26 protein-coding genes and 1 pseudogene are annotated in these 25,845 nt (G+C 62.4%); 11 read left to right on the top strand and 16 right to left on the bottom strand.

Translation table 11 applies throughout. The features are described from left to right. Positions 1 to 46 precede the first annotated feature (46 nt). From HU748_RS02510 to aroC, 3 genes are all read right to left on the bottom strand, one after another. A complete protein-coding gene (locus tag HU748_RS02510) occupies positions 47 to 577 on the bottom strand; it encodes an oxidase (protein ID WP_186719076.1) in 531 nt (176 codons plus the stop codon). Further along, positions 577 to 1,731 carry an MFS transporter gene (locus HU748_RS02505; RefSeq protein ID WP_186719074.1) on the bottom strand — a complete coding sequence of 385 codons (1,155 nt, stop codon included), beginning with the start codon at positions 1,729 to 1,731 and terminating at the stop codon, positions 577 to 579. The genes HU748_RS02510 and HU748_RS02505 overlap by 1 nt, the downstream gene beginning before the upstream one ends. A 71-nt stretch (positions 1,732 to 1,802) precedes the next feature. After that, the gene (gene aroC / locus HU748_RS02500; RefSeq protein WP_186719072.1) at positions 1,803 to 2,894 is read right to left on the bottom strand and encodes a chorismate synthase; all 1,092 of its coding nucleotides are present in this window, start codon (positions 2,892 to 2,894) and stop codon (positions 1,803 to 1,805) included. Between the two features lie 122 nt (positions 2,895 to 3,016). Here aroC and HU748_RS02495 point away from each other — a divergent pair, with 122 nt between their 5' ends. Together HU748_RS02495 and HU748_RS02490 are read left to right on the top strand one after the other, a co-directional pair. Beyond that, a complete protein-coding gene (locus HU748_RS02495; RefSeq protein ID WP_238343265.1) occupies positions 3,017 to 3,988 on the top strand; it encodes an alpha/beta fold hydrolase in 972 nt (323 codons plus the stop codon). A 140-nt stretch (positions 3,989 to 4,128) separates the two neighbouring features. Further along, positions 4,129 to 4,911, top strand: coding sequence for a hypothetical protein (locus tag HU748_RS02490; RefSeq protein ID WP_186719067.1), 783 nt, complete (start codon positions 4,129 to 4,131; stop codon positions 4,909 to 4,911). A gap of 36 nt (positions 4,912 to 4,947) precedes the next feature. On the opposite strand, the gene prmB is transcribed toward HU748_RS02490, so the two are convergent. Then, the gene (prmB, locus tag HU748_RS02485) at positions 4,948 to 5,856 is read right to left on the bottom strand and encodes a 50S ribosomal protein L3 N(5)-glutamine methyltransferase (RefSeq protein ID WP_065862117.1); all 909 of its coding nucleotides are present in this window, start codon (positions 5,854 to 5,856) and stop codon (positions 4,948 to 4,950) included. Positions 5,857 to 6,032: 176 nt separating this feature from the next. On the opposite strand from prmB, the gene HU748_RS02480 reads away from it, so the two are divergent. From HU748_RS02480 to HU748_RS02460, 5 genes are all read left to right on the top strand, one after another. Further along, positions 6,033 to 6,623 carry a cysteine hydrolase family protein gene (locus HU748_RS02480; RefSeq protein WP_125931680.1) on the top strand — a complete coding sequence of 197 codons (591 nt, stop codon included), beginning with the start codon at positions 6,033 to 6,035 and terminating at the stop codon, positions 6,621 to 6,623. Between the two features lie 80 nt (positions 6,624 to 6,703). Further along, positions 6,704 to 7,024 carry a hypothetical protein gene (locus HU748_RS02475; protein ID WP_186666563.1) on the top strand — a complete coding sequence of 107 codons (321 nt, stop codon included), beginning with the start codon at positions 6,704 to 6,706 and terminating at the stop codon, positions 7,022 to 7,024. Positions 7,025 to 7,094: 70 nt separating this feature from the next. Continuing rightward, complete coding sequence (locus HU748_RS02470; protein WP_054891991.1) at positions 7,095 to 7,655, top strand: Smr/MutS family protein; 561 nt, start codon at positions 7,095 to 7,097, stop codon at positions 7,653 to 7,655. Between the two features lie 69 nt (positions 7,656 to 7,724). Beyond that, entirely contained in the window at positions 7,725 to 8,270 is a 546-nt protein-coding gene (gene folE / locus HU748_RS02465; RefSeq protein ID WP_054891992.1) for a GTP cyclohydrolase I FolE, read from the top strand. 76 nt (positions 8,271 to 8,346) lie between these two features. Next, positions 8,347 to 8,718 carry a glutaredoxin gene (locus HU748_RS02460; protein WP_186719065.1) on the top strand — a complete coding sequence of 124 codons (372 nt, stop codon included), beginning with the start codon at positions 8,347 to 8,349 and terminating at the stop codon, positions 8,716 to 8,718. 48 nt (positions 8,719 to 8,766) lie between these two features. On the opposite strand, the gene HU748_RS02455 is transcribed toward HU748_RS02460, so the two are convergent. Continuing rightward, positions 8,767 to 9,369: a glutathione S-transferase family protein gene (locus tag HU748_RS02455; protein WP_186719063.1), complete on the bottom strand. Its 603-nt coding sequence runs from the start codon at positions 9,367 to 9,369 to the stop codon at positions 8,767 to 8,769. Between the two features lie 142 nt (positions 9,370 to 9,511). Between HU748_RS02455 and HU748_RS02450 the strand changes: the two genes are divergently transcribed. After that, complete coding sequence (locus HU748_RS02450; protein WP_186719062.1) at positions 9,512 to 10,702, top strand: benzoate/H(+) symporter BenE family transporter; 1,191 nt, start codon at positions 9,512 to 9,514, stop codon at positions 10,700 to 10,702. Between the two features lie 133 nt (positions 10,703 to 10,835). On the opposite strand, the gene HU748_RS02445 is transcribed toward HU748_RS02450, so the two are convergent. Both HU748_RS02445 and HU748_RS02440 read right to left on the bottom strand, forming a co-directional pair. Then, positions 10,836 to 12,779 (bottom strand): methyl-accepting chemotaxis protein, encoded by a 1,944-nt coding sequence (locus HU748_RS02445; RefSeq protein WP_186666570.1) that lies wholly within the window; start codon positions 12,777 to 12,779, stop codon positions 10,836 to 10,838. Between the two features lie 116 nt (positions 12,780 to 12,895). Then, the gene (locus tag HU748_RS02440) at positions 12,896 to 14,293 is read right to left on the bottom strand and encodes a PLP-dependent aminotransferase family protein (protein ID WP_186719061.1); all 1,398 of its coding nucleotides are present in this window, start codon (positions 14,291 to 14,293) and stop codon (positions 12,896 to 12,898) included. Between the two features lie 120 nt (positions 14,294 to 14,413). Between HU748_RS02440 and HU748_RS02435 the strand changes: the two genes are divergently transcribed. After that, positions 14,414 to 15,589, top strand: a complete 1,176-nt coding sequence (locus HU748_RS02435) for an MFS transporter (RefSeq protein WP_186719060.1) — start codon at positions 14,414 to 14,416, stop codon at positions 15,587 to 15,589. On the opposite strand, the gene HU748_RS02430 is transcribed toward HU748_RS02435, so the two are convergent. Continuing rightward, a complete protein-coding gene (locus HU748_RS02430) occupies positions 15,540 to 16,301 on the bottom strand; it encodes an SDR family oxidoreductase (protein ID WP_063545753.1) in 762 nt (253 codons plus the stop codon). The genes HU748_RS02435 and HU748_RS02430 overlap by 50 nt on opposite strands. A gap of 229 nt (positions 16,302 to 16,530) precedes the next feature. On the opposite strand from HU748_RS02430, the gene HU748_RS02425 reads away from it, so the two are divergent. Further along, on the top strand, positions 16,531 to 17,532 hold the full coding sequence (locus HU748_RS02425) for an NADP-dependent oxidoreductase (protein WP_186719059.1): 1,002 nt from the start codon (positions 16,531 to 16,533) through the stop codon (positions 17,530 to 17,532). A gap of 75 nt (positions 17,533 to 17,607) precedes the next feature. Here the strand turns inward: HU748_RS02425 and pyrF are convergent, their stop codons facing one another. Further along, positions 17,608 to 18,309 carry an orotidine-5'-phosphate decarboxylase gene (pyrF, locus tag HU748_RS02420; RefSeq protein ID WP_063545755.1) on the bottom strand — a complete coding sequence of 234 codons (702 nt, stop codon included), beginning with the start codon at positions 18,307 to 18,309 and terminating at the stop codon, positions 17,608 to 17,610. A 169-nt stretch (positions 18,310 to 18,478) separates the two neighbouring features. Here pyrF and HU748_RS02415 point away from each other — a divergent pair, with 169 nt between their 5' ends. After that, positions 18,479 to 18,646 carry a DUF2897 family protein gene (locus HU748_RS02415; RefSeq protein WP_186719058.1) on the top strand — a complete coding sequence of 56 codons (168 nt, stop codon included), beginning with the start codon at positions 18,479 to 18,481 and terminating at the stop codon, positions 18,644 to 18,646. A 50-nt stretch (positions 18,647 to 18,696) separates the two neighbouring features. Here HU748_RS02415 and HU748_RS02410 read toward each other — a convergent pair whose 3' ends face one another. The 7 genes and pseudogenes from HU748_RS02410 to HU748_RS02380 all read right to left on the bottom strand — a co-directional run bounded on the left by HU748_RS02410 (position 18,697) and on the right by HU748_RS02380 (position 25,818). Beyond that, complete coding sequence (locus tag HU748_RS02410; RefSeq protein ID WP_186719057.1) at positions 18,697 to 19,029, bottom strand: helix-hairpin-helix domain-containing protein; 333 nt, start codon at positions 19,027 to 19,029, stop codon at positions 18,697 to 18,699. A gap of 185 nt (positions 19,030 to 19,214) precedes the next feature. After that, a pseudogene (locus tag HU748_RS02405) lies at positions 19,215 to 19,466 on the bottom strand (glucose-1-phosphate thymidylyltransferase); the annotation flags it as partial. Between the two features lie 181 nt (positions 19,467 to 19,647). Next, entirely contained in the window at positions 19,648 to 21,645 is a 1,998-nt protein-coding gene (locus HU748_RS02400) for a nucleoside-diphosphate sugar epimerase/dehydratase (RefSeq protein WP_186719056.1), read from the bottom strand. A gap of 51 nt (positions 21,646 to 21,696) precedes the next feature. Further along, on the bottom strand, positions 21,697 to 22,716 hold the full coding sequence (locus HU748_RS02395; protein WP_186719055.1) for a glycosyltransferase family 4 protein: 1,020 nt from the start codon (positions 22,714 to 22,716) through the stop codon (positions 21,697 to 21,699). Beyond that, on the bottom strand, positions 22,713 to 23,678 hold the full coding sequence (locus HU748_RS02390) for an NAD-dependent epimerase/dehydratase family protein (RefSeq protein ID WP_186719107.1): 966 nt from the start codon (positions 23,676 to 23,678) through the stop codon (positions 22,713 to 22,715). Before HU748_RS02390 ends, HU748_RS02395 begins: the two co-directional genes overlap by 4 nt. Before the next feature lie 9 nt (positions 23,679 to 23,687). Next, the gene (gene wecB / locus HU748_RS02385; protein WP_186719053.1) at positions 23,688 to 24,815 is read right to left on the bottom strand and encodes a UDP-N-acetylglucosamine 2-epimerase (non-hydrolyzing); all 1,128 of its coding nucleotides are present in this window, start codon (positions 24,813 to 24,815) and stop codon (positions 23,688 to 23,690) included. Further along, positions 24,808 to 25,818 (bottom strand): polysaccharide biosynthesis protein, encoded by a 1,011-nt coding sequence (locus tag HU748_RS02380; RefSeq protein ID WP_186719051.1) that lies wholly within the window; start codon positions 25,816 to 25,818, stop codon positions 24,808 to 24,810. Before HU748_RS02380 ends, wecB begins: the two co-directional genes overlap by 8 nt. Positions 25,819 to 25,845 lie beyond the last annotated feature (27 nt).

Here is a 25,845-nt window from a genome sequence, read left to right as displayed (position 1 = left end):
CCTTCCACGAAGGGATTCTGTGGGAAGAGGATTGCCCCGCGATCTATTACAGCTCGCTCATCCCCACAAACTGTCGTGCCTGCTCGTCGCCAGTCATGGTGATGCCCTGCTCGCTGCCGAACAGGCGCAAGGCCAGACAGAACGGTGTATCGCCCAGGTCGATCCAGCGACGGGTCTGCGCAGGCACAACCAGCACATCGCCCTTCTCGCACAGCAGCGCAAACACCTGCTCACCCAGGCGCAGGCTGATCTGGCCTCGCCCGCTCACCACGGCAAATACCTCGACGGCGTCATGCACGTGCTCATCACGCAGATCGACCTCGACCAACTGCTCGCCGTCGCGGTTCAGCAGCATCAATCCCTTGCAACCGTGCGCGGTCATCAGTGTGTCGATCAAGCCAGCGGCCTCTTGGCGCACCTGTGCCTCGGCGCTGCCCGGACGAATACGCAGTCCGTGCTCGTGTCGTGCAAATTGCACGCCCTGCTCGGCCAGGGTAGCGGCAATGTCTTCATGGTGGGTCAGCACCTTGTGCGCCAGCTGCGGGCTGCTGGAATGAAAAACGCTGAGAATGCTCATCAGGGGCTGTTCCTGGTCTGTTGCGAACGAAGGGCAATGATAACGGCTGCAGCCAGCGCTGCGACGCTGGCCATACCAAAGGTGAACTGCGGGCCGAGCAGTTTCCAGCTGTAGCCCGAATAGAGCGCGCCCAGCGCGCCACCGGTGCCGGACAGCGCCGCATACAGCGCCTGGCCCTGCCCCTGCTGGCGAGCGCCGAAGCTGGACTGGACGAAGGCGATGGAGGCGGCGTGGAAGCAACCGAAGGTGGCTGCATGCAGCAACTGGGCGAGGATCAGCACTGCCGGGATATCGGCAAGGCTGCCCAGCAGCAGCCAGCGCAACGAGGCCAGCAAGAAGCTCACCAACAGCACACTGCGCACCGGGAAGCGCGCGAAGATCCGGCTCATCAGCATGAACATCAGCACCTCGGCGACCACCCCGAGCGCCCACAGCAGGCCGATGGCGCCGCGGCTGTAGCCCAGGTGTTCCAGGTGCAGGGTCAGGAAGGTGTAGTACGGACCGTGGCTGAGCTGCATCAGCGCCACGCAGATATAGAACGCCAGCACTCCCGGTGCCGCCAACTGCTTGAGAAAGCCCCCCGCCGCGCGCCGTTCGGCATGCTCGACCGGCTGGGCATTGGGCACCCACAGGCTGGCGATGACGATGCCGACCATGATGCTGACCATCGCCAGCGGGTAGACGTCCAGGCTCAACCATTCGAACAACCGCCCCAACCCGACCACAGTGAGGATGAAGCCGATCGAACCCCATAGCCGGACCTGGCTGTAGCGCGAGGTCTGTCCATGCAGGTGCGCCAGGGTGATCACTTCGAACTGCGGCAGCACCGCATGCCAGAAGAACGCGTGCAGGGCCATGACCAGCGCCAGCCAGGCGTAGCTCTTGGCGAAGAAGATCAGGGAAAAGGTCGCCAGCGTGCACAACGCTCCCAGGCGCACGATCAGCAGGCGCCGCCCGCTGCGATCACCCAACCAGCCCCACAGGTTGGGAGCGATGCAACGCATGAGCATGGGGATCGCCACCAGCTCGCCGATGCGTGCCGGGGGAAAACCCAGGTGATCGAAGTACAGGGCCAGGAAAGGTGCGGTGGCACCGAGCAAGGCGAAGTAGCAGAGGTAGAAGCTGGACAGACGCCAGTAGGGGATGGGGTGCATGGGTGGGCCTTGTGGGGACCTTTACCGGCCTCTTCGCGGGCACGTCCGCGAAGAGGCCGGGCCTGGCTGAATCAGAGCTGGCCCAGCACCGGGGTGTCGACCTTCACATCGGCATTCTGCGCACGCTGGCGCAGCAGGTGGTCCATCAGCACGATGGCCATCATCGCCTCGGCGATCGGCGTGGCGCGAATGCCCACGCACGGGTCATGACGGCCCTTGGTGACGACGTCGACCGGGTTGCCATCGACGTCGATCGAGCGGCCCGGCACGGTAATGCTCGAAGTGGGCTTGAGCGCCAGATGGGCAACGATCGGCTGACCCGACGAAATACCGCCGAGGATGCCGCCGGCGTTATTGATGAGGAAGCCTTCCGGGGTGAGCTCGTCGCGGTGCTCGCTGCCGCGCTGGGCGATGCTGGCGAACCCTGCGCCGATCTCCACGCCCTTGACCGCGTTGATGCTCATCAGCGCGTGGGCCAGTTCGGCGTCGAGGCGGTCGAAGATCGGCTCGCCCAGGCCCGGCATCACGCCCTCGGCGACCACGGTGATCTTCGCGCCGACCGAATCCTGGTCGCGGCGCAGTTGGTCCATGTACGCCTCAAGCTCAGGGACCTTGTCCGGGTCGGGGCTGAAGAAGGCGTTCTGCTCGACGCTGTCCCAGGTCTTGAAGGGGATTTCGATCGGGCCCAACTGGCTCATGTAGCCGCGCACGCGAATGCCCTGGGTGGCCAGGAACTTCTTGGCGATGGCACCGGCGGCCACGCGCATGGCGGTTTCCCGCGCCGAGCTGCGGCCACCGCCACGGTAATCGCGGATGCCGTACTTGTGGTGGTAGGTGTAGTCGGCGTGGGCCGGGCGGAACAGATCCTTGATGGCCGAGTAGTCCTTGGACTTCTGGTCGGTGTTGCGGATCAGCAGACCGATCGAGCAACCGGTGGTGCGACCTTCGAACACCCCGGAGAGGATTTCGACTTCGTCGGCTTCCTGGCGCTGGGTGGTGTGCCGGCTGGTACCGGGCTTGCGACGATCCAGGTCGTGCTGCAGGTCGGCCAGCGAGATTTCCAGGCCCGGCGGGCAGCCGTCGACGATGGCGACCAGCGCGGGGCCATGGCTTTCGCCTGCGGTGGTGACGGTGAACAGCTTGCCGTAGGTATTGCCGGACATGGACGCTCCGCGAAAATCAGCCTGAACTTGAAAGAGGCCGCCAGTATACGGAAAGCCGCAGCTTTGCGAAAAAAATCGCGAGAACCTTCGTTCGCGCTCCAGGTCCAACCGAACATCTCCCCATGCAGTATCCGAAGATGCGCATCGTCGCCCTGCTCTTGCTGTTCTGCGCAAGCCTGGCCCAGGCCGCCGCCCCTACCGTGCTCAAGCATCCCATCGACCTGGACACTGGTCATGGCGTGCTGCACGGCAGCCTGCTGCTGCCGCTGCAGGATACTCCGCCGCCGGTGGCGCTGATCATCGCCGGCTCCGGCCCGACCGACCGCGATGGCAACAACCCGGCATCCGGGCGCATCGACAACCTAAAGCGCCTGGCCCAACTGCTAGCCAACGAGCACATCGCCAGCGTGCGCTACGACAAGCGCGGGGTCGCCGCCAGCCAGCCCGCAGCGCCCGACGAACGCGACCTGAGCGTCGAAGGCTATGTCGCCGATGTCGTGGCCTGGGCGCACAAGCTGCAAGCCGACCCACGCTTCGGCCCGGTGATCCTGATCGGCCACAGCGAAGGCGCGCTGATCGCCAGCCTCGCCGCCAATGAGGCCGGCGCCAGCGCGGTGATCACCCTGGCCGGCAGCGGCCGCCCCATCGCCGACGTGCTGCGTGAACAACTGGCCCAGCGGCTGTCTGCGGCGCAACTGGCCCGCGGCAACAGCCTGCTCGACCGCCTCCAGGCCGGCCAGACCAGCCTGGATGTGCCCACGCCCTTGCGCGAGGTGTTTCGACCTACGGTGCAGCCCTACCTGATCTCACTGTTCCGCCAGGACCCGGCCACGGCCTTTTCGCGTCTGCAGGTGCCGGCGCTGATCGTCCAGGGCCGCAATGACGTACAGGTCGAGGTCGACGACGCCAAGCGCCTGAAAGCCGCCAAGCCGGACGCGGAACTGGTGCTGATCGACGGCATGAACCATATGCTGCGCATCAGCCCGCGGGCGATGAGCGAGCAACGCGACAGTTACAGCAATCCTGACCTGCCCCTGGCTCATGAGCTGGGCGAGCGGATCGTCGCCTTCATCCACCGCTTGCAGTCCGCCTGACACTTTTACCCCTCAGGTCTTGCCCGGTGCTGCCGATAACGCATGGCAAGAGGCGGTGATGCCAAAGAGCCTTATCGCGCAGCGACCGTTGCGCGCCCGCGCATGGCATCAACCGACCCGTGCACTTGAGGATTGCCCTGATGACCGATGCCCCCGCCGCCGAGGCGACCGAAGAACACCCCCCAGAGAGCGCACCGCTGCCCTGGGCCGACCTGGCCGCTGAACACTTTCAGCTGCTGCGCCTGGCGCCGCTGCCCACCGATCGCAACAGCGGCGCGCGACCGCTGCGCTTCGTGCAATTCGGCTACGCCGAGCGCCACGACAAGGCCAACAGCCTGCTGCGCATGGAAATCCTGCTGCCAGGCCAGAAGGTACGCAAGGAGCAGAACCGCCTCGACGTGCGGGTCGACCATGAACACCGTGTGGTGCGCATCGGCGACGAAGCCGGCCTGCAACTGGAACCGCTCAACCGTGGGCTGGGCCGTTACTTGCTGGCCCAGGCCGTACAATGGCTGCAGCGCAAGTGGTCGCACTATCAGGTCGAGGGCATGGCCCTGCCGAGCAAGGATGCCCTCAACGAAGACTCGCGCCTGCGCCGCGACCATGTGCTGCGCAGCGTAGGACTGGAAGTGGAATATGCCGACGGCCAGATGCTCAAGGCCCGAACCGTCGAGACCCCGGTTGGCCAGCTCAAGAGCCTCTGGAGCAGCGAGAAGGTGCAGCGCGTCGACATGCTCGAAGCGGCGACCATGCTGCAGCAGGCCGAGCAGAAACTGCAGGAGAAGGAAGCGCAACTGCGCGAGCGTGACGAGCGTGTGGCCAAGTACCGCCGCGAGGACAGCGGCCTGCGCTTCACCATCACCTGCCTGGTGGCCTTTGCGGTGTTCCAGGCCGGCCTGCTGATCTGGATCGCCACCCGCTGACGCCGGATCGCGGGGGCCTGCCCCGCGACCGAAGCCTCATACTCGCGAAGCAAACAGCTCCTGGTGGTCCCGGCACTGTTGCGCCGTGAGCATGAACACGCCGTGGCCACCGCGCTCGAACTCCAGCCAGGCGAAGTCCACCTCCGGGTAGAGGGCTTCGACATGCACCTGGCTGTTGCCCACCTCGACGATCAACAAGCCCTTCTCGGTCAGGTGATCAGCGGCTTCGGCAAGCATGCGTCGCACCAGGTCCAGACCGTCGTTGCCACAGGCCAGACCAAGCTCCGGCTCGTGGTGGTATTCGGTGGGCATGTCGGCGAAATCCTCGGCGTCGACATAAGGCGGATTGGACAGGATCAGGTCGAAACGCTGCCCAGGCAGCCCGGCGAAACCATCGCCCTGCACGGTGAACACCCGCTGGTCGAGGCCGTGGCGCTCGATATTCTGATTGGCCACTTCGAGTGCGTCGAAGGACAGGTCGGCCAGTACCACCTCGGCCTCCTGGAACACATCGGCGGCAACGATACCGATGCAGCCGGAGCCGGTGCAAAGGTCGAGGATCCGCGCCGGCTCGCTGGCCAGCCAAGGCTCGAAGCGCTTCTCGATCAATTCGCCGATCGGGGAGCGCGGTATCAGTACACGTTCGTCGACGATGAACGACATGCCACAGAACCACGCCTCGCCCAGCAGGTAGGCGGTCGGTACCCGCTCCTCGATGCGTCGCTTGAGCAAGTGCTGCAGGCGCACCCGCTCGTCATCCTCCAGCTGGCAGTCCAGGTAGCTGTCGGCCACCTCCCAGGGCAAGTGCACGGCACCGAGCACCAGCAGGCGGGCCTCGTCCCAGGCGTTGTCGGCGCCATGGCCGAAGAACAGCTCGTGCTCATGGAAGCGGCTGACCGCCCAGCGGATGTGGTCGCGCAGGGTGCGCAGGCGGGATGTGATCACGGAGTACTCCTTTTCAGACTGTGCGAAAGTCTAACAGTCCCCCGGCTGAAATGTTCCACCGGTTCCCGTTCGGATAGCCACAGGCCAGTAATCATGCCGTCTGCGTTGTCAACCATTCACATTGGCGCCGAGGCAAGGGAGAATAGAGGGATAAAAGCCCTTCCAAGGAGCCCTTGATGTCCGTTCCAACCACGATGTTCCGCCTCACCGGCCGCGACTACCCGCCGGCCAGGCTGAGCCAAGCCAGCCTGATCGTCATCGACGCGCAAAAGGAGTACCTGAGCGGTCCGCTGGCGCTGTCGGGCATGGACGAGGCCGTGGCGAACATTGCCAAGTTGCTCGAGGCTGCCCGCAAGGCCGGCCGCCCGATCATCCATGTCCGCCACCTCGGCACCGTCGGTGGCCGCTTCGACCCACAGGGGCCGGCCGGCGAATTCATTCCGGGCCTCGAGCCGCAAGGCGATGAAATCGTCATCGAGAAGCGCATGCCCAACGCCTTCAAGAACACCAAGCTGCACGAGACGCTGCAGGAGCTCGGCCACCTGGACCTGATCGTCTGCGGTTTCATGAGCCACTCCAGCGTCAGCACCACGGTGCGCCGCGCCAAGGACTATGGTTATCGCTGCACTCTGGTGGAAGACGCCTCGGCCACCCGTGACCTGGCGCTCAAGGATACGGTCATCCCGGCCGCGCAGATCCACCAGTGCGAGATGGCCGTGATGGCCGACAACTTTGCCTGTGTCGCCCCGACCGCCAGCCTGATCTGACTGCGCAACCGCCCGGCAGCCGGGCGGAACCCGAAGGGCGAGCACAGGTCTGATTCCGGATACCTACAGAGGAACACGGAATGAAGCTCAAAGGCAGTTTCGATGCCAGGCGCCTGCGCCCGCACGAGCCGGGCAACTGGGGCGCGCGCCTGGCTGCCGGCCTGTCCGCCCTGCTCGCCACCTTGGGCATTCTCCTGGCCATGGCCGGTATCGCCGGGCTGCTGGGCAACTACCAGGCCCTGGCCGAACTCAACGCCAACCGTCCCTTGTCGGCCATCCTCGCTGTGGTCGGGCTGCTGATGCTGTACCTGGGAGTGCGCTTCTGGCGGCGCAGCCGCATTCGCCTGCGCCGTGGACGGGAGCTGAACCTGTCGCCGCACCTGATGAAAAAGCATGATTGAGCGTTGGCCGCAGCGGTACTGACGACGCGGGGCCAATCGCGTAGAATACGCCGCCCACGTGGAGGCACACATGCAAGACGACGACTTTTCCCTCTTCCGCAGCGAGGTGCGGGGCGTCAAGCCCATCGCGCACGACCGCGCCGAAGTCGGCAAGCCCAAGGCCGACCGCAAGCAATTGGCCGGCCTGCGCCAGGCTGCGACCGTGCGCAGCGACCAGCCGCTGGTAGTCGATGGCATGTCGGACCAGTTCGTCATCGACGTTGGCGCCGAAGACGAGCTGATGTGGCGCCGCGACGGCGTGCAGGAAAGCCAGATCCGCAAGCTCAAGCTCGGCCAGATCGCCTTCGAGGGCAGCCTCGACCTGCACGGCATGACCGTTGAACGCGCGCGCGAAACGCTGTGGGACTTCATCGCCGAAGCCACCAAGCTGGAAGTGCGCTGCGTGCGGGTCACCCATGGCAAGGCTGCGCGTATCGACGGCAAGCGCCCGATGATCAAGAGTCACGTCAACACCTGGCTGCGCCAGCACCCGCAGGTGCTCGGTTTCGTCTCTTGCCAGGCCCGTCATGGCGGCACCGGCGCCTTGTACGTGATGCTCAAGCGGACCATGCTCGACGGTCGCGACGAATGACATCACGCTTGCAGCGCCGCGTTTGCCGCCGTAACCTTCGTTTTTGCGTTTTTTCCCACAGGTAGATCCATGTCCCTGGAACAGAACTACACCGAGATCCTCAGCCAGATCGGCGAGGACGTCTCCCGTGAGGGCCTGCTCGACACGCCCAAGCGGGCCGCAAAGGCCATGAAGTACCTTTGCCGCGGTTATGAACAAACCCTGGAAGAAGTCACCAACGGTGCGCTGTTCACTTCGGACAACAGCGAGATGGTGCTGGTCCGGGACATCGAGCTCTATTCGATGTGCGAACACCACATGCTGCCGTTCATCGGCAAGGCCCATGTGGCCTACCTGCCCAAGGGCAAGGTGCTGGGGCTGTCCAAGGTGGCACGGATCGTCGACATGTACGCACGTCGCCTGCAGATCCAGGAAAACCTCAGCCGCCAGATCGCCGAGGCCGTGGAGAAGGTTACCGGCGCCGCAGGCGTTGCGGTGGTCATCGAAGCCAAGCACATGTGCATGATGATGCGCGGCGTCGAGAAACAGAACTCGAGCATGATCACTTCGGTGATGCTTGGCGAGTTCCGCGAGAACGCCGCCACCCGCAGTGAATTCCTCAGCCTGATCAAGTGATCGGACTCTGCGCGAAGCCGACCCCTCGGGGTCGGCTTTTTATTTTCCGTTGTGCCCCACAGATCAGGAGTTGCCCATGATCGTCAAAGCCCTGCGGGTCGGCCTCGGCCAGCTCATCGTGTTCGGCGACTGGATCAGCCGCCCGGCCAAGCGCAAGCGCGACGCCGCCGCCCAGGCCCAGGTCGAGCAGCAGGCCAAGGGGCTGGCGCTGTACCAGTTCCACGCCTGCCCGTTCTGCGTCAAGACCCGCCGTGCCCTGCACCGCCTCAACGTGCCGGTGGCACTGCGCGATGCGAAGAGCGACCCGCAACACCGCCAGGCGCTGCAGGAAGGCGGCGGCCGGGTAAAGGTGCCGTGCCTGCGTATCGAAGAGGACGGCAAGGTGACCTGGATGTATGAATCCAAGGACATCATCGGCTATCTGGAAAAGCGCTTCGGGTCGGTCTGAGCCTGGCCTGCAGCGGCCGCCACAAGGGCTGCGCCGCTGCCAGGCCGATCAATCCACCATCGGCACATGCCGCGGATGGCTGGCCACCCGCTCCAGCCAGGCCCTCACCCCCGGATACTCGGCCAGGTCGAACCCACCCTGCTGCGCCACATGGGTGTAGGCATACAACGCGACATCAGCGATCGAATAGTGCTCGCCCACCAGGTACGGCGTCATCTGCAACTGACGCTCCATCACCTTGAGGGCCTTGTAGCCACCCTTGTGCAACTTGCGATATTCCTCAAGGCGCTCGTCCGGCAACCCCAGGTAGAACTGGATGAAGCGCGCCACGGCGATGTAAGGCTCATGGCTGTACTGCTCGAAGAACTGCCATTGCAGCACCTGGGTGCGCAAGCGCGGCTCGGCCGGCAGGAACTCGCTGCCATCGGCGAGGAAGTTGAGGATCGCGTTGGATTCCCACAGGCAAGTACCGTCTTCGAGCTCCAGCACCGGTACCTTGCCATTGGGGTTTCTGGCCAGAAACTCGGGGGTCTCGGTTTCGCCTTTGAGAATGTCCACCGAGTGCCACTCATAGGGGCGCCCCAGAAGATTCAGCATCAACTTGATCTTGTAGCAGTTGCCCGACTGGTAATCCCCATAAACCTTGTACATCGCCCCTCCCCTCCTGTGCAGTTGCAGGTCAGCGCCCAATAGTTGGGGACTGTACGGCTAAAAGCAATGACTGCTGTATGGCAAGCTTCCGATTCGCCCGCGTTAATCTGAAAAAACTGCTTACATGAACAAGGAATGCCCCATGACCGACGCCACTTCCACGCGTCTGCGCCCACTGGCGGACAGCGCCCCATCGGCGGTGGTCGCCGGTTTCATCGCCATGCTGACCGGTTATACCAGCTCCCTGGTGCTGATGTTCCAGGCTGGCCAGGCCGCCGGGTTGACCACCGCGCAGATTTCCTCGTGGATATGGGCCCTGTCGATCGGCATGGCGGTGTGCAGCATCGGCCTGTCACTGCGCTACCGCACCCCGATCACCGTGGCCTGGTCGACGCCGGGCGCAGCGTTGCTGATCACCAGCCTTGGCGGTGTCAGCTATGGCGAAGCCATCGGCGCTTACATCACCTGCGCCGTGCTGGTGCTGGTCTGCGGCTTGACCGGCAGTTTCGAGCGCCTGGTGCGGCGTATTCCGGCGTCGCTGGCGTCGGCCTTGCTGGCTGGGATCCTGTTCAAGATCGGCAGCGAAATCTTCGTCGCCGCCCAGCATCGCACTCTGCTGGTACTGGGCATGTTCTTCAGCTACCTGCTGGTCAAGCGCCTGTCGCCGCGCTATTGCGTGCTGGCCGCGCTGGTGGTCGGCACGACGCTGTCCGGCATGCTGGGGCTGCTGGACTTCAGCCACTTCAATCTGGAGGTGGCAAAACCGGTCTGGACCACGCCGAGCTTCTCGTTGGCAGCGACCATCAGCATCGGCATCCCGCTGTTCGTGGTGGCGATGACCTCGCAGAACATGCCCGGCGTTGCCGTGCTGCGCGCCGACGGCTACCAGGTGCCGGCCTCGCCGCTGATCTCGGCGACCGGTTTCACCTCGCTGCTGCTGGCACCCTTCGGTTCGCACGGGGTCAACCTGGCAGCCATCAGCGCGGCGATCTGCACCGGCCCGCATGCCCATGAAGACCCGGCCAAGCGCTATACTGCGGCGCTCTGGTGTGGAATCTTCTATGGCATCGCCGGGGTGTTCGGCGCGACCTTGGCCGCGCTGTTCGCGGCGCTGCCAAAGGAGCTGGTGCTGTCGATCGCGGCGCTGGCGCTGTTCGGCTCGATCATGAACGGGTTGACCGTGGCGATGAGCGAGGCACGGGAGCGTGAGGCGGCGCTGATCACCTTCATGGTGACGGCTTCGGGGCTGACACTGTTCTCGATCGGCTCGGCGTTCTGGGGGATCGTGGCGGGGGTGATTACCTTGCTGATACTGAGTCCGCGCAAGGGGTAAAGGTTATTGGTTGCCTGTACCGACCTCTTCGCGGGCAAGTCGCAGCGGCGAACCGCCGCTCCTACAGAGGTCCAGCAGTATTGAAGGCTGCGCCGTACCTGTGGGAGCGGGCTTGCCCGCGAAGAGGCCAGCCTCATCCCAAGCGGAAATGCCCCACCATCCCTTTCAACTCATCTCCCAACTGCGCCAGCTCCACACTCGACCGCGCATTGTCCTGCATCGCCAACGCCGCCTGATCCGCACTGCCGCGAATCTGTGTGACGCTGCGGCTGATCTCCTCGGCCACCGAGCTCTGCTGCTCCGCTGCCGCAGCGATCTGCTGGTTCATCTGCTGGATCAGCGACACCGCCGAGGCGATGCTGCCCAGGGCGCTTTCGGTATGCAGCGCATCGGCCACGGCCATGCGCACCAGCTCGGTACTGCCACGAATCTGCGCCACCGACTGCTGGGCATTGCCGCGCAGGCTGGCCACCAGGCGCTCGATCTCCTCGGTCGACTGCCGGGTACGCCGCGCCAAGGCCCGCACTTCATCAGCCACCACAGCAAAACCACGGCCCTGCTCACCGGCGCGCGCGGCCTCGATCGCCGCGTTGAGCGCCAGCAGGTTGGTCTGCTCGGCGACGCTCTTGATCACTTCCAGTACATCGCCGATGGTGTGGATCTCGGCACTCAGGCTGTCGATGCCGGCGCTGGCGGTTTCCGCAGCCTCGGCCAGCTGTTCGATGCGCTGCATGCTCTGGCGCACCACCTGCTGACCGGACTCGACCTTGTCGTCGGCATCCTGTGCCGCCTGCGCTGCCTCCTCGGCATTGCGCGCCACATCGTGCACGGTCGCGGTCATCTGCTGCATCGCGGTGGCGACCTGTTCGGTCTCCTCCTTCTGGCTGCCCACCTCGCGGTTGGTCTGCTCGGTCACCGCCGACAGCGCCTGGGCGTTGCCGGCCAATTGTTCGATGCCCTGCTGCAATCCGCTGACGATACCTGACAGCCCCGCGGCCATCTGCTGCATGGCCAGGGTGAGTTGCCCCACCTCATCGCGCCCCGCCACTTGCGCCTCGACCACCAGATCGCCGGCCGCGATGCGCTGGGCGCTGTCGATCACCCGTTTGAGCGGCCCCACCACGGCGCGCGTGATCAGCCAGGCGGCAACGATGCCCACCAGCAACGCCAGGGCCGTGGCGATGGCGATGGCCAGCGCGTTGTGCAGCAGCTCCTGGCGCATGGCTTCCTGCTGCGCCGCGTAGGCCTGGTCAACCCGGCTGGTGACCTGTTCGGCGCTGGCCTGCAACTGGGTCTTGGTGCCCTGCTCCTTGGCCAGTTCATCGGTGTATTCGTTGAGTTTGTCGGAGAAGGTGGCGATATGCCCGGCCACTTCACCCAGCACGCTCTGGTAACCGGAATCGGTGACGGAGGTCTTGAGCTGATCGACCAGATTCGCCGCCTCGACCGTCTGTGCGATGCGCCCGGCGGACACCGCCTCTTCCCCCTTGCGCCCCTGCTCCAGACGCACCCGCGCCTCGTCCATCGCCTGCAGCATCAGGCGCGAGACCTGGGCCACCTGCGCGGCCTGATCGAGAAACTCGCTGCCCTGCTGGCCCTGAGACTGCTTGAGGGTGTAGGCGCCATCGTCCGCCAGCCCGGCCTGCAGCACATCGAGATTGTTGGCGACGCTGGAAACCGACCAGCCAGCCGTATCCAGCGCCAGCTCCTTGGCCTGCACGGCCTCGACAAAGGCATCGAAGGCCTGGCCATAGGCATTGAGATCCGCCTCGCTCGCCGCCAGTGCCGGCAGGCCACGTACGCGCTCGAGCAACGTCTGCAAGCCCGCACGCAGCGCCTCGGCCTCCTTGATGTCGGAACGCAGGGCGAAGGCCTGCTCATGCTGGCGCAGGCGCAGCAGGTCGGTATTGACCTCGCCCATCTGGCGCAGCCCATCGAAGCGCTGGCCGACATTGTTCAGGGCGTACACTCCGATGGCCGCCACCGCCAGGGTCAACAGCAGCACCAGGGCGAAGCCCAGGCCGAGTTTACGTGCCATGCCCAGATTGGACAGACTACCGCGCTTGGTCGCCCCCATCGCCGCTCCCCCTTGCCCATTCAGGTGTTCCCGAATACCAAGAGTGACAACCGTGCCGGCCGGCTCACAAGGGCTTGACGTCAGAATGGTGTCAAATAGCTATGCCCCTGTCGTTTTCAGCTATCTGCAGGTCGCCCTGCATGTGAGAAGAAGGCCTGGGCGCGGATGTCCTGCCCGTACGCGACATTGATGCGCAGCCAGTCGCTGTCGGCGCCCAGATGATCGAAAGCGCTGCCCGGGGTCAGCAGCACCGAATGCTCCAGCGCCAGGCGATCGAGCCAGGCGAAATCCCGGCCCGGCACCCGCGCCCAGACGAACATGCCGCCATAGGGCTCGCAGAACACCTCCCACCCGAACGCTTCCAGTTGCCCCAGCAACTTGGCCATGTGCTGGGCCAGGCGCAGCCGCAAACGCTGCACGCTCTTGCGGTAGCTGCCGTTGGCTAGCATCTGCCCGACCACTTGCTCGACGAAGCGTGAAGTCCCGATGCCGGTCACCATCTTCAACTGCGCCAGTTGGCCGATCAACTCGGCGTCGGCGGCGATGTAACCGACTCGCAGGGCACTGCTCAGGGTCTTGGAAAAGCTGCCCAGGTAGATCACCCGCTGTTCGCTGTCCAGCGTCGCCAGCCGCGTGGCCGGGCCGTCCTGGAAGTCTGCGTAGATGTCATCCTCGACGATCCGCAGGTCATGCTCGCGCGCCAGCTCCAGCAAGCGGTAGGCGGTCTTGGGGCTGAGGCTGGTGCCAGTCGGGTTCTGGTACAGACTGTTGACGAACAGGCAACGCGGGCGATGCTCGACCAGCAACCGCTCGAGCGCCTGCACATCAGGGCCCGAAGGCGTGCGCGGCAACGGCAGCATGTGCACTTGATGCTGACGCAGCAGGGTGAACAGGTTGTAGTAGCCGGGGCTTTCGACCACCACCGTATCGCCGGGCTTGAGCAGGGTCCGCACCAGCAGGTCAAGGCCATGGCTGCCGCCTTGCGTGGTGAGAATGCGTTCAGGAGCGGTGGGGATATCCAGCTGCGACAGGCGCTTGTGCAACTGCTGGCGCAGGCTGGCCAACCCCAGCGGCGAGCAATAGCGGAACAGGTCTTCGGGGTCGCCACGGCTGACCAGACGTATCGCCTGGGCCAGGGCCTCACGCGCATGCCAGGCGGTGGGCAGCCAGCCACAACCGAGCTTGAGCATGGCATCGTGGCCGTCGCTGAACTGCCGCCAACTGCCATCGATGGCATCGCCCCAGGCCATGGCATCCTCCTGGGCCACCCCCGGCTTGCGCTCGGCGACGAAGAAGCCGGTGCCGTGGCGCGCCTCGAGCCAGCCAATGGCTACCAGACGGTCATAAGCGTCGATCACACAGGATTGGCTGACGTCTAGAGTGCTGGCCAAGGTGCGAATCGACGGCAGCCGCGCACCGGGGCGCAGGCGCTGTGTCTCGATCCAGGCTTGCAGATGCTCGGTAAGTTGTCGCACCAGAGGTGTGCGGCTGAGGCGATCCAGAGGAATGTGCATGGTGAAGTGTTTGTTGTTTTCAAGGGAACAGTTAAGCATAAATCGCGTAAATGTGTGCCTTGTCGCTGCATCGTGATCACGCCAATGTGGCTGCACCACCCTCTTGCCTATGGACTCTCCATGCCCGCCCGCCTGGCCTTCGCCCTGTGCCTGATCACCCTCGCCGTGAATCTGCAGGCACCGCTCTACACCACCTACGCCGACCTGTCCGGATACGGCGCCGCTGCCACTGCCCTGGCATTCTCCAGCTATGTACTGGGTGTGCTTCCCGTGCTGCTGGCCTTCGGTGGCTTGGCGGACCGGGTCGGCCGCCGCCCCCTGATCATGGCCGCATTGCTACTGTCGATGCTGGCCACAACCCTCGTCCTGCTCGCACCCGGCCTCGAAACCCTCGCCATGACCCGCCTGCTGATGGGCGTCGGTACGGCCTTGGCGACGACCACCGCGACCGCCTACATGGGTGAACTGCTGGGCGCCGCTGACAGTACCCGGGCTGCCAACTGGGTAACCGCCAGCACCTCGTTGGGCTTCGGGCTGGGTGCGGCACTGACCAGTCTGTTCCTGTTGCGTGGCCCGAGCCTGAGCCCGGGTAGCTTCTACCTGCAACTGCTGCTGGCCGCCGTCGCCCTATTGCTGGTGTGGCGCCTGCCTGACCGCGGTCCGACACAACGCAGCGCCATGCTGCGCCTGCCCTGCTATCCACCCGGCAGCCTGCCTTTCGGCCTGGCGATCCTGCTGGCCTGGGCCAGCACCGGGCTGGTCATCGCGCTGCTGCCAGGTGTACTGCGCCAGCACGGGCTGAGCGAGTGGTCGGGCTTTTCCACCTTCTGCGTAATCAGTTGCGGCCTGCTGTTCCAGCCGCTGGCTCGGCGCCTGGCAAGCGTGCGCGCCACGCTGCTCGGCCTGGCGATCCTGCCACTGAGCTACGCCCTGTTGGCCTGGGGTGCCGAAAACGGCAGGCTGGCAGCGGTACTGGCAGGCGCAGTGGCCGCCAGCAGCGCCTGCTATGGCTTCATCTATCTTGGTGGGCTGGCGGCGGTAAACACTCTCGCAGGGAACCAGAAGACCCGCGCCAGCGCCGGTTTTTTCCTGCTCGCCTACCTGGGTTTCAGCCTACCGGTGATCTTCACCGGCCTGATCAGTGATCGCCTCGGCTCGCGCATGGCGCTGATGCTGTTCGGCGCAGCCCTGCTGCTGGCCTGCGTCGCGGTGGCGCTGGCGTTGCTGATCTCGGCACGCGTCTCGATCAGATGGCCGTGGCACCGCCATCCACGGTCAGGCTATGGCCGGTGGTGAACTTCGCCCCATCGCTGCACAGATAAAGCACTGCGCTGGCGATCTCCTCGACCTTGCCGATGCGCCCGACCGGGTGCATCGCTGCGGCGAACTCGGCCTTGCGCGGATCGGCCTCGTAGGCGCGGCGGAACATGTCGGTGTCGATCACTGCCGGGCACACCGCGTTGACCCGAATCCCCTTCTTCGCATACTCGATGGCCGCCGACTTGGTCAGGCCGATCACCGCGTGCTTGGACGCAGCATAGATGCTCATCTTGGGTGCTGCGCCCAGCCCGGCCACCGACGCGGTGTTGACGATCGCGCCACCGCCCTGGGCAAGCAGCAGCGGCAACTGGTATTTCATGCACAACCAGACGCCTTTGACGTTGACACCCATGATCGCGTCGAACTCGGCCTCGCTCCCCTCGGCCAGACGCCCCTTCTCGATCTCGATTCCGGCGTTGTTGTACGCGTAGTCCAGGCGGCCATAGACGTCGATGATCTTCTCGTGCAGCTGGCGCACATCGCTGTCGCGGGTCACGTCGCAGGCCACGAACAGCGCGTCACCACCGGCTTCGCGAATCAGTGCGACGGTTGCCTCGCCACCGGCCACGTCGAGGTCAGCCACCACCACCTTCAACCCCTCGGCGGCAAATGCCTGGGCCGTGGCTCGGCCGATACCTGCCGCACCGCCGGTGACCAGGGCGACCTGGCCAGAAAAAGTCATGCTCATCACAGGCTCCTGTTTCACAGAGATCGAGTAGAGACCGAGTCTAGTCAGAGCACCGCCCGGCTGGGCAGCATCATCAGGAGCACGGTTGGACTACCATCGTTTGCAGTGATTGTGCGCTGTCGGCCAGATCATCGAGGTGGATTACCGGGCATTCGCCAACCCGGTCAACCTTGCCTGGCCAGGCTCGACGGTCTATCAACAGGCTTTGCCATCTACAGGGAGAGATACCATGACCCAGACCAACCGCCGCTTCCTGCTCGCCAAACGCCCCGTCGGTGCCGTGCGCCGCGAAGATTTCGACTACCAGCAGGGCCCCGCCGCCGAACCTGCCGACGGCCAGATCCAGGTGCGCAACCTCTACCTGTCGCTGGACCCCGCCATGCGTGGCTGGATGAACGAAGGCAAGTCCTACATCCCGCCGGTGGGCCTGGGTGAGGTGATGCGCGCGCTGGGCGTCGGCGAAGTCGTCGCCTCCAAACATCCGGACTACAAGCCCGGCGACCATGTCAGCGGCGCCCTTGGCGTACAGGACTACTTCACCGGCACGCCCCAGGGCCTGCACAAGATCGACCCGCGCCTGGCCCCCCTGCCCCGCTATTTGTCTGCGCTGGGCATGACCGGCATGACCGCCTACTTCGCCCTGCTCGACGTCGGCCAGCCCAAGGCCGGCGAAACCGTTGTCATTTCCGGCGCTGCCGGCGCGGTTGGCAGCATCGCCGGGCAGATTGCCAAGCTCAAGGGCTGCCACGTCGTGGGGATCGCCGGCGGCACGCAGAAATGCCAGTACCTCAAGGATGAACTGGGATTCGATGGTGTCATCGACTACAAGGCCGAAGACGTGCTCGCCGGCCTCAAGCGCGAATGCCCCAAAGGCGTGGATGTGTATTTCGACAACGTCGGTGGCGACATCCTCGACGCGGTGTTGAGCCGCCTGAATTTCAAGGCCCGGGTAGTGATCTGCGGCGCCATCAGCCAGTACAACAACAAGGAGGCGGTGAAAGGGCCAGCCAACTACCTGTCGCTGCTGGTGAACCGCGCGCGCATGGAAGGCTTCGTGGTGATGGACCACGTCAAGGAGTACGGCAAGGCTGCGCAGGAAATGGCTGGCTGGCTGGCCAGTGGCAAGGTCAAGAGCAAGGAAGATGTTGTGGACGGGCTGGAAACCTTCCCGGAAACGCTGCTCAAGCTGTTCAGCGGGGAAAACTTCGGCAAGCTGGTGCTGAAAGTCTAAAACGGATACAGCTAGCCGCTCCGTGCGGGAGCGGCCTTGTACAGCGATGGGCTGCATAGCAGCCCCTGGATCGAATCAACCGCGAATCTCGGCCACCACCGACGCCAGCGCCTTTGCCGGATCCGCCGCTTGGCTGATCGGGCGGCCGATTACCAGGTAGTCGGAGCCAGCATCCAGCGCCTGGCGCGGCGTAAGGATACGGCGCTGGTCATCCTGGGCGCTGCCCGCCGGCCGAATACCCGGAGTCACCAATTGCAGCGCCGGATGCGCAGCTTTCAATGCCGGCGCTTCCAGCGCCGAGCACACCAGGCCATCCATACCGGCCTTCTGCGCCAACGCCGCCAGACGCAACACCTGCTCCTGTGGATCGATATCCAGGCCGATACCTGCCAGGTCCTCGCGCTCCATGCTGGTCAGCACGGTGACGCCGATCAGCAGCGGCTGCGGCCCGCTGCGCTTGGCCAACTCTTCACGGCAGGCCGACATCATGCGCAGGCCGCCGGAGCAGTGCACGTTGACCATCCACACGCCCATCTCCGCGGCAGCCTTGACCGCCATTGCCGTGGTGTTGGGGATGTCATGGAATTTCAGGTCGAGGAATACTTCGAAGCCCTTGGCGCAGAGGGTCTCGACGATGCCCGAGGCGCTGCTGGTGAACAGCTCCTTGCCGACCTTGACCCGGCACAGCGCCGGATCGAGCTGGTCAGCCAGCTTCAGGGCGGCCTCACGGGTAGGGAAATCGAGGGCGACGATCAGGGGCGTCTGGCAGGCGGACATGGTCAGGTCTCTTGGCAAGTCGTAAACGGCGCGCATTGTAAACGAAGTGGCCGGGGGTTTGGGGGCCGTGGGACATCAGAATTGGCCCGGCTGGGCTGCACTCCTATAATTGAACCAATAGGATGGCCAATCGCTCCAAAATCGTACAAGTACCTACGGGAGAACAACAATGCCTTGGTATGCCTGGCTGATATTGATCATAGCCCTTGGCTCCATCGTCGGCGGGTTGATGATGCTGCGGGATACGGCGAAGAAGTTGCCGTTGACGGAAGAGCAGTTGCGCAAGGTGCATGAGCGCAATGCCGAGGCTGACGCCAAGGACGCTAAAGACCGTTGATGGACGACGAACAAAAGCCGGGACAGACATGCTGCCCCGGCCGATAGGGCTTACTCGACCATCAGCTTGCCCCGATTACGTTCCAGCAAGGCACTGCCGATCCCTTTGATCTCCAGCAGTTCGTCCACGGAAGCGAAGGGACCATTCGCCTCACGGTACGCTACGATCGCCTCGGCCTTGGCCTTGCCGATCCCGTTCAATTCCTTCTGCAGAGTCACTGCATCGGCCGTATTCAGGTTCAGATACGCCATGGAGCCCTGCACCTGACTCGCCAACGGTACTGGCTCCTTCGGAACGCTTGTGGTGGCCGACGCAGCACTAACGGAAAACGAGAAGCCCGCGAGCAGCGGCAGCAGCAGATAATTGAGTACGGTATTACGCATGGCGTCACTCCTGTGAATTGCGTTTTTGGGCAGCGGTTTCCTCGGCTGCCACCTCAAATTAGCGGTTCACAGGTCATCCGCCCAGCCCGATCCCCCAGGAAATGGTAACCGGATTAGACGTCACAGCATGTTGCACGCCTGCTGGGTAAAACATCCCACAACAGGCGTGCAGATAACCTCCAAGCTCAGAAGATCGTGTCGCGCAGAACACGTTGCAGGTATTGCCCATAGCCATTCTTGGTAAGCGGTGTCGCCAACTTTGCCAGTTGTTCGGAGTCGATCCAGCAATGAAGGTAGGCAACCTCCTCCGGGCACGCGACCTTGAGCCCATGGCGGCGCTCGATAGTTGCAATGTAGCCACTGGCCTCAAGCAGAGAATCGTAGGTACCGGTATCCAGCCAGGCATAGCCGCGTCCCACCACCTCAACCGAAAGCTGCTCACAATCAGAGGCCTGCCACGCTGCAGACCCGCGTCCACAATACGGCCTGGCGCAACATCACGATTCAATTCTCAATGTCGACAAAACAACAACCGCTCTTCACAACGCCTGCGGGCAGGTCGACGGGCCCGGAAGAGAGGCAATGCAGGAGCGATCGCCAGCACCAGCCTTGAGAGCATCAAGGCTCTAGTCGGCGCTGCTGGTAAATCCAGTCGACGATTTCACCTTCAGGTGCATAGCCGATTACCGTTTCGCGCAGCAGCTGGCGCACACGCACAAAATCGTCGCCAGCCGCAGCATCAAGCAATTGGTCCAAGGCTGTTTTGAGCGAGTCCCATGGAATGAAATCCTCGTTTGCACTCATGATCATAGGATGCCGTGTAGCGATCACATTGTCGCCGATCAGCAATTCCTCATAAAGCTTCTCGCCAGGACGCAACCCGGTAAACTCAATGGCAATATCACCGGTGGGGTTACGCTCAGAGCGAACACTGAAGCCGGAGAGATGAATCATCTTTTCGGCCAGTTCGACAATCCGTACTGGCTCGCCCATGTCGAGAACGAATACATCCCCGCCCTTACCCATCGAGCCGGCCTGAATCACTAACAGCGCAGCTTCAGGAATGGTCATGAAATAACGGGTAATCTTTGGATGCGTAACGGTCAGCGGTCCTCCCGCTTTTATCTGTTTATGGAACAACGGGATCACCGAACCCGATGAACCGAGAACATTTCCAAAGCGAACCATGGTGAAGCGGGTCTTGTTGACCTGCGAAACATTGCTGGCATCACCGAACAGCACAGGTGCCAGCTCCCGGCTAAGGGCCTGCAAGGTCATCTCGGCAAGACGCTTGGTGCTACCCATCACGTTGGTAGGCCGTACTGCTTTGTCCGTGGAGATCAGAACGAAGTTTGCTACTCCGGCCTGCAAGGCAGCTTGGGCGGTATGCAGCGTACCGATCACATTGTTCAACAAACCTTCTGTGATATTGTGTTCGACCATCGGCACATGCTTGTAGGCGGCAGCATGATAGACGGTATCGACACGCCAGGTTTTCATGATGTCGAGCATCTGCGTCTGATTACGCACAGAGCCGAGAATTGAAATCAGGCGAATAGGTAACGACTCGCGAGCTACGCGCTGCTCCAGCTCCGAAAGTATGCTGTAGAGGTTGAACTCGCTGTGGTCGAAAAGCAGCAGCGTCTTGGGCAGCTGACCGAGAATCTGCCGGCACAGCTCCGAACCAATTGACCCACCTGCGCCGGTAACCAGAACAACCTGATCGACAATACAGTGTTCCAGCAGATCATTTTGTGCTGGCACCGCGTCGCGCCCTAACAAATCAGCGATATCGACTTCCTGGATGTCATCAACCTTGACCTTGCCACTGGCGAGGTCCATGAAGCCCGGCACACTCCGCACATGCAGCGGGAAATTTTCGAGGAAGTTGAGTATTTCGCGGCGGCGGGTACGTGTCGACGAGGGGATGGCCAAGAGAATCTCTTGAGCCCCGGTCACATCGATCATGCGCTGCAGCCTCTCCGGGTGGTACACCTGGAGCCCGGCAATGACCCTGTCGGTGATACTGGCATCATCATCGATAAAGGCAACCGGACGCATGGCCTTGTCCATGCGCAGCGCCGCGACCAGCTGATTACCGGCCGCACCTGCACCGTAGACAGCCACTTTTGGCAAACCATCGTCACGGCTGGCGAATGGAACATGCTGAACCGCGGCAGTAAACCAGTCGCCCAGGAAATACTGACGCATTCCCAGGCGCAACCCGCCAACCATGATCAGGCTCAACCACCAATAGTTGAAGGTGATCGAACGCGGCACGACGTTCTGGTGATTGCCCGCCCAATAGATGATGAACCCAAGGATCAACGCGGACAGCGTGACGGCCTTGATGATTGCGATCAATGCATCATTGCCGAAGTAGCGCATGACAGCACGGTACAGGCCAAAACGGATGAACAGCGGTATCGATACAACTGGCGCACAGATGAATAGCCAAGTGTGGTCGATGAGTGGGTTAGCCATCTCATCCAGACCGAGACGGACCGCAAATGCAAGCCACAAGGCAACCCATATCAACACTATATCGGTCATGACTTGCAGCAGCCGCTTGTGGCGACGTGGCAAACCCAGCAGTTTCGTACGCACCTTATCCATAACTCCTCTAGGCATCCTCATGCACCTGATAGCACATCGCCTAATTAATCTCTAACGCCGATCTTCCAGATCACCTGCACGGTAACGCACTGCCAGGACAATCAAGGGAAGATAAGCGATCACCACTCCAAACACCCCGTCCAAGCCAAGCTGCATGACGCATAAAGCCACGGGAAGCAACCAGCACACATTGAGCGCGACGACCGCCAGGGTTACCGGTAAATGCCGGCCATACTGGCGAGATGCAAACTGATAAGCGTGGCTGCGGTGGGCCTCGTAGACCTTATCACCGCGCAGCAGCCGCCTTATCAGGGTGTATGTGGCGTCTACGATAAACACACCCAGCAGGATCAGCCAGCACCAGAACATCTGCGGCGCAACCCAGGCCGCTTGCAGCGACAAGCCTCCCAGGACTATCCCGATAAAGCCACTGCCCGCATCCCCCATGAAGATCTTTGCCGGTGGGAAATTCCAGCACAGGAAGCCCGCCACCGCAGCAGCCAGAAGCAGAGGCAACAGGGCCGTTGTATTAAAACCGGCAAGCCAGTAAAGAAGAGCGGCCCCGAGGCATGCAGTAATGGCTTCAACACTGGCGATGCCATCAATACCATCCATGAAGTTGTAAAGGTTGAGCAACCAGACCAAGTAGACAGTTGCCAGCAAGCCTCCAAACCAACCCAGGTCCACTGTCCACCCGAACATCGACAATGGAGGCAACCCGCCAATCCACGCCAGCATCCAGATTGCAGCTACAAAGTGCCCCAGCAGGCGCCACCTTGCGGCAATGTGCCCGTGATCGTCCATGAAACCGATGATGGCAATCAATGCTCCACCACCAACGAGCGCTGTCAGCATCCTGATCTGCTCGTCGCCTGAGAACATCAACGCAATGACTGCCAACAGGAAAGTCAGAACGATGGCGACACCGCCGCCTCGAGGCGTTGGCACGGTATGAGAGCTGCGCGCATTGGGAACATCGATGACACTGCGCGCCAGCGCGTAACGACGCAACGCTGCCGTCATCAGCAATGACATGATCAGCGCCACTGGAAGACACCACAAAAGCATCATTTCTTGTTGTTTTCCTGATAGTACTTGGCAGCAGACCGCAGCGCGGCATCGACTGAAACGGGTGGTTGCCAACCAAGCAACTCCCGTGTCTTGCCGATATCGACCTGCAACGACCCACACAGGCGTTGCGACAAGGCGCCCTTGCCCACCGATCTTGCCCCCGTGACGAGCACCCAGGTGGGAACCGGCAGCAGACGCGCCGACCTGCCCAGCGCCTTAGCCATACGACGCAGCAGCGCCGTCGTCGACAGATCTTCACCATCACTGACCAGGAATGTCTGATTGGAGGCGGCCACATGTGTCATGCACGTGTGCACCAGGTCCACGAGATTATCCAGTGCAACCAGGCTGCGACGGTTGTCGATGGCACCGAATGGCAAGGGCACGCCTTTGTCCAACCAACGCATCATGGCCAGGAAGTTGGCTTTGACACCGGGGCCGTACACCAATACCGGGCGTATGATCACTACCTCCAGATCGCTCTGCGCGGCCAGCTCACGCAGGCCCTGCTCAGCCTCCATTTTCGACACGCCATAGGGATCGGCAGGGGCAGGTACGTCGTCCGCCCGATAAGGACGCCCAAGTTCCGTGCCCTCTCCATTGACCTTGATTGAGCTGACGAACACGAAACGCCTCACCCCCGCTGCAAGAGCTTGCCTGGCCAGGTTGAGCGTGCCTTCGACGTTGACCTTGCGAAAAGCTGCCAGGGGATCGGATTCGGTATCGTTCATCACGTGCACCCGGGCGGCGGAGTGAATGACCACGTCCACCTCCGCCAGTGCCTCCTGCCAACCATCGTTGACGGTGAAGTCAGCACAGTTCACGACGCGGGCCGTGGGCGGCAGGCTGGCGGTCTTGTCTCGTGCCGCACAGATCAATGCGCAGCCTTCGCTCACCAGGCGTTGCGCAATCGCAGAGCCGACAAAGCCGGTTGCGCCGGTAAGGAAGACACTCCTTGTCACGCCGCCCATTCAGTGTTTCCGCCACACGGTGCGATTGATGTAATCGGTATAACTCAACACCACACGCACGACCTGCTGCGATACCGGCCCCCCCTCATAATCGGCAACGACTGGAATAAGGCGACGTTCACCCTGATGCTGGCTGGTGATCACCTTGACCGCAGCGAGTACTGAATCCGCTTTCAGACCACTCATGATCAGAGTGCCCTCGTCCATGCCCTCGGGACGCTCATGCGCGTTGCGCAATGTCACCGCAGGCAGGTTCAGCAACGACGCTTCTTCGGTGATGGTGCCACTGTCAGACAGCACACAGAAAGCAGACATCTGCAGACTGATGTAATCGAGCAAGCCAAAGGGCTTCACGAAACGGATCAGCGGATCATCCAGGCTTTCGCCCAAGCTTTCTAGGCGCTTGCGAGTCCGTGGATGAGTCGACACGATCACCGGATAGCCGTACTCGCTCACCAGCGCACGCAACGTCGTCAACAAGTCACGCAGGTTTTCCGGACTGTCGACGTTCTCTTCGCGGTGGGTGCTGACGATGAAGAACTTGCCCGCATCCAGGCCGCTGCGCTCCAGTACATCAGAACGCTTGATCTTCGGCATGTAGTGATCGAGCACCTCATGCATGTGCGAGCCGGTCTTGATGATGGTTTCCGGGCGGATCCCTTCTGCAATCAGGTAACGCCGCGCGTGCTCGGTCAGCACCATGTTGATGTCCGACAGGTGATCGAGCACCTTGCGGTTCAACTCTTCAGGCACGCGCTGATCGAAGCAGCGGTTGCCCGCTTCCATATGGAATACAGGAATCTTACGACGCTTGGCCGCGATGACCGAGAGGCACGTGTTGGTATCCCCATAAAGCAGCAGCGCGTCCGGCTTCTCCAGTTCAAACACTAGGTCGGCCTTGGCGATGACCTCAGCAATGGTTTGTGCCGCGGTTTCGCCAGCAGCGCCCAGGAAATGATCGGGCTTACGAATTTCGAGGTCGTCGAAGAACACCTGGTTCAATTCGTAATCGTAGTTCTGTCCAGAATGGACCAGCACATGATGGACCTGTCGATCGAGCTCGGCGATGACCCGGCTCATCTTGATGAGTTCTGGGCGGGTGCCGACCAGCGTCATGACTTTAAGCATTCAGTTGCTCCTTGATGTAGTCGAGTTTCATGAGCAACTGCTTCACGCCTTCGACATCCAGGCGCTCTGTGTTGTGCGAGGTATAGTCGTCCAGTTCGGAGATCTTCTCCTCCCCTTCGACAAAATACTTCTTGTAGTTGAGGTCACGGTTATCCGCAGGCACGCGATAGTAGCGCCCCATGTCTTCTGCCTTGGCCATCTCTTCACGCGAGACCAGCGACTCGTAGAGCTTTTCACCGTGACGGGTACCGATAACCCGAAGTTTGCTGTCGGGAGCGAAGAGCTCGATGAGCGCCTGGGCCAGTACACCCACGGTCGATGCCGGGGCTTTCTGTACGAAAAGATCTCCCTGCTGGCCATGTTCGAAGGCGTGCAGTACCAGATCCACGGAGTCTTCCAGCGACATCAGGAAGCGCGTCATGTTGGGATCGGTCAGGGTCAGCGGCTCACCGGAGCGCATTTGATCGATGAACAGCGGAATCACCGAGCCACGCGAAGCCATGACGTTGCCGTAACGGGTGGCGCAGACTACCGTGCCGCCGACCGGAATCATGCGCGATTTGGCAACCATCAATTTTTCCGACATGGCCTTGGAGATACCCATGGCATTGATTGGGTATACCGCCTTGTCGGTCGACAGTACCACCACACGCTGAACACCACTGGCAATGGCAGCGTTAAGTACGTTTTCCGTGCCCTGCACGTTGGTGCGAACCGCCTCCATCGGGTAGAACTCGCAGGAGGGAACCTGCTTCAAAGCCGCCGCGTGGAAAATGTAATCAACGCCGACCATAGCATGCCTGAGGCTATCGTAGTCACGAACGTCGCCAATATAGAACTTGAGTTTTTCATTGGCGAACGCGATGCGCATGTCCTCCTGCTTTTTCTCATCGCGGCTAAAAATACGAATCTCTCGTACATTTGTATCGAGGAAACGCTTCAGCACGGCATTGCCGAACGAGCCAGTACCACCAGTGATCATCAAGACTTTATTATCAAACATGTTCGAATTTTCCAATTAACGTGAGCC

It is taken from the genome of Pseudomonas sp. RW3S2 (genome assembly GCF_014268955.1).
GTDB classification, from domain to species: Bacteria; Pseudomonadota; Gammaproteobacteria; order Pseudomonadales; family Pseudomonadaceae; genus Aquipseudomonas; species Aquipseudomonas wayambapalatensis.
This window is presented reverse-complemented; position numbering and strand designations above follow the sequence as displayed.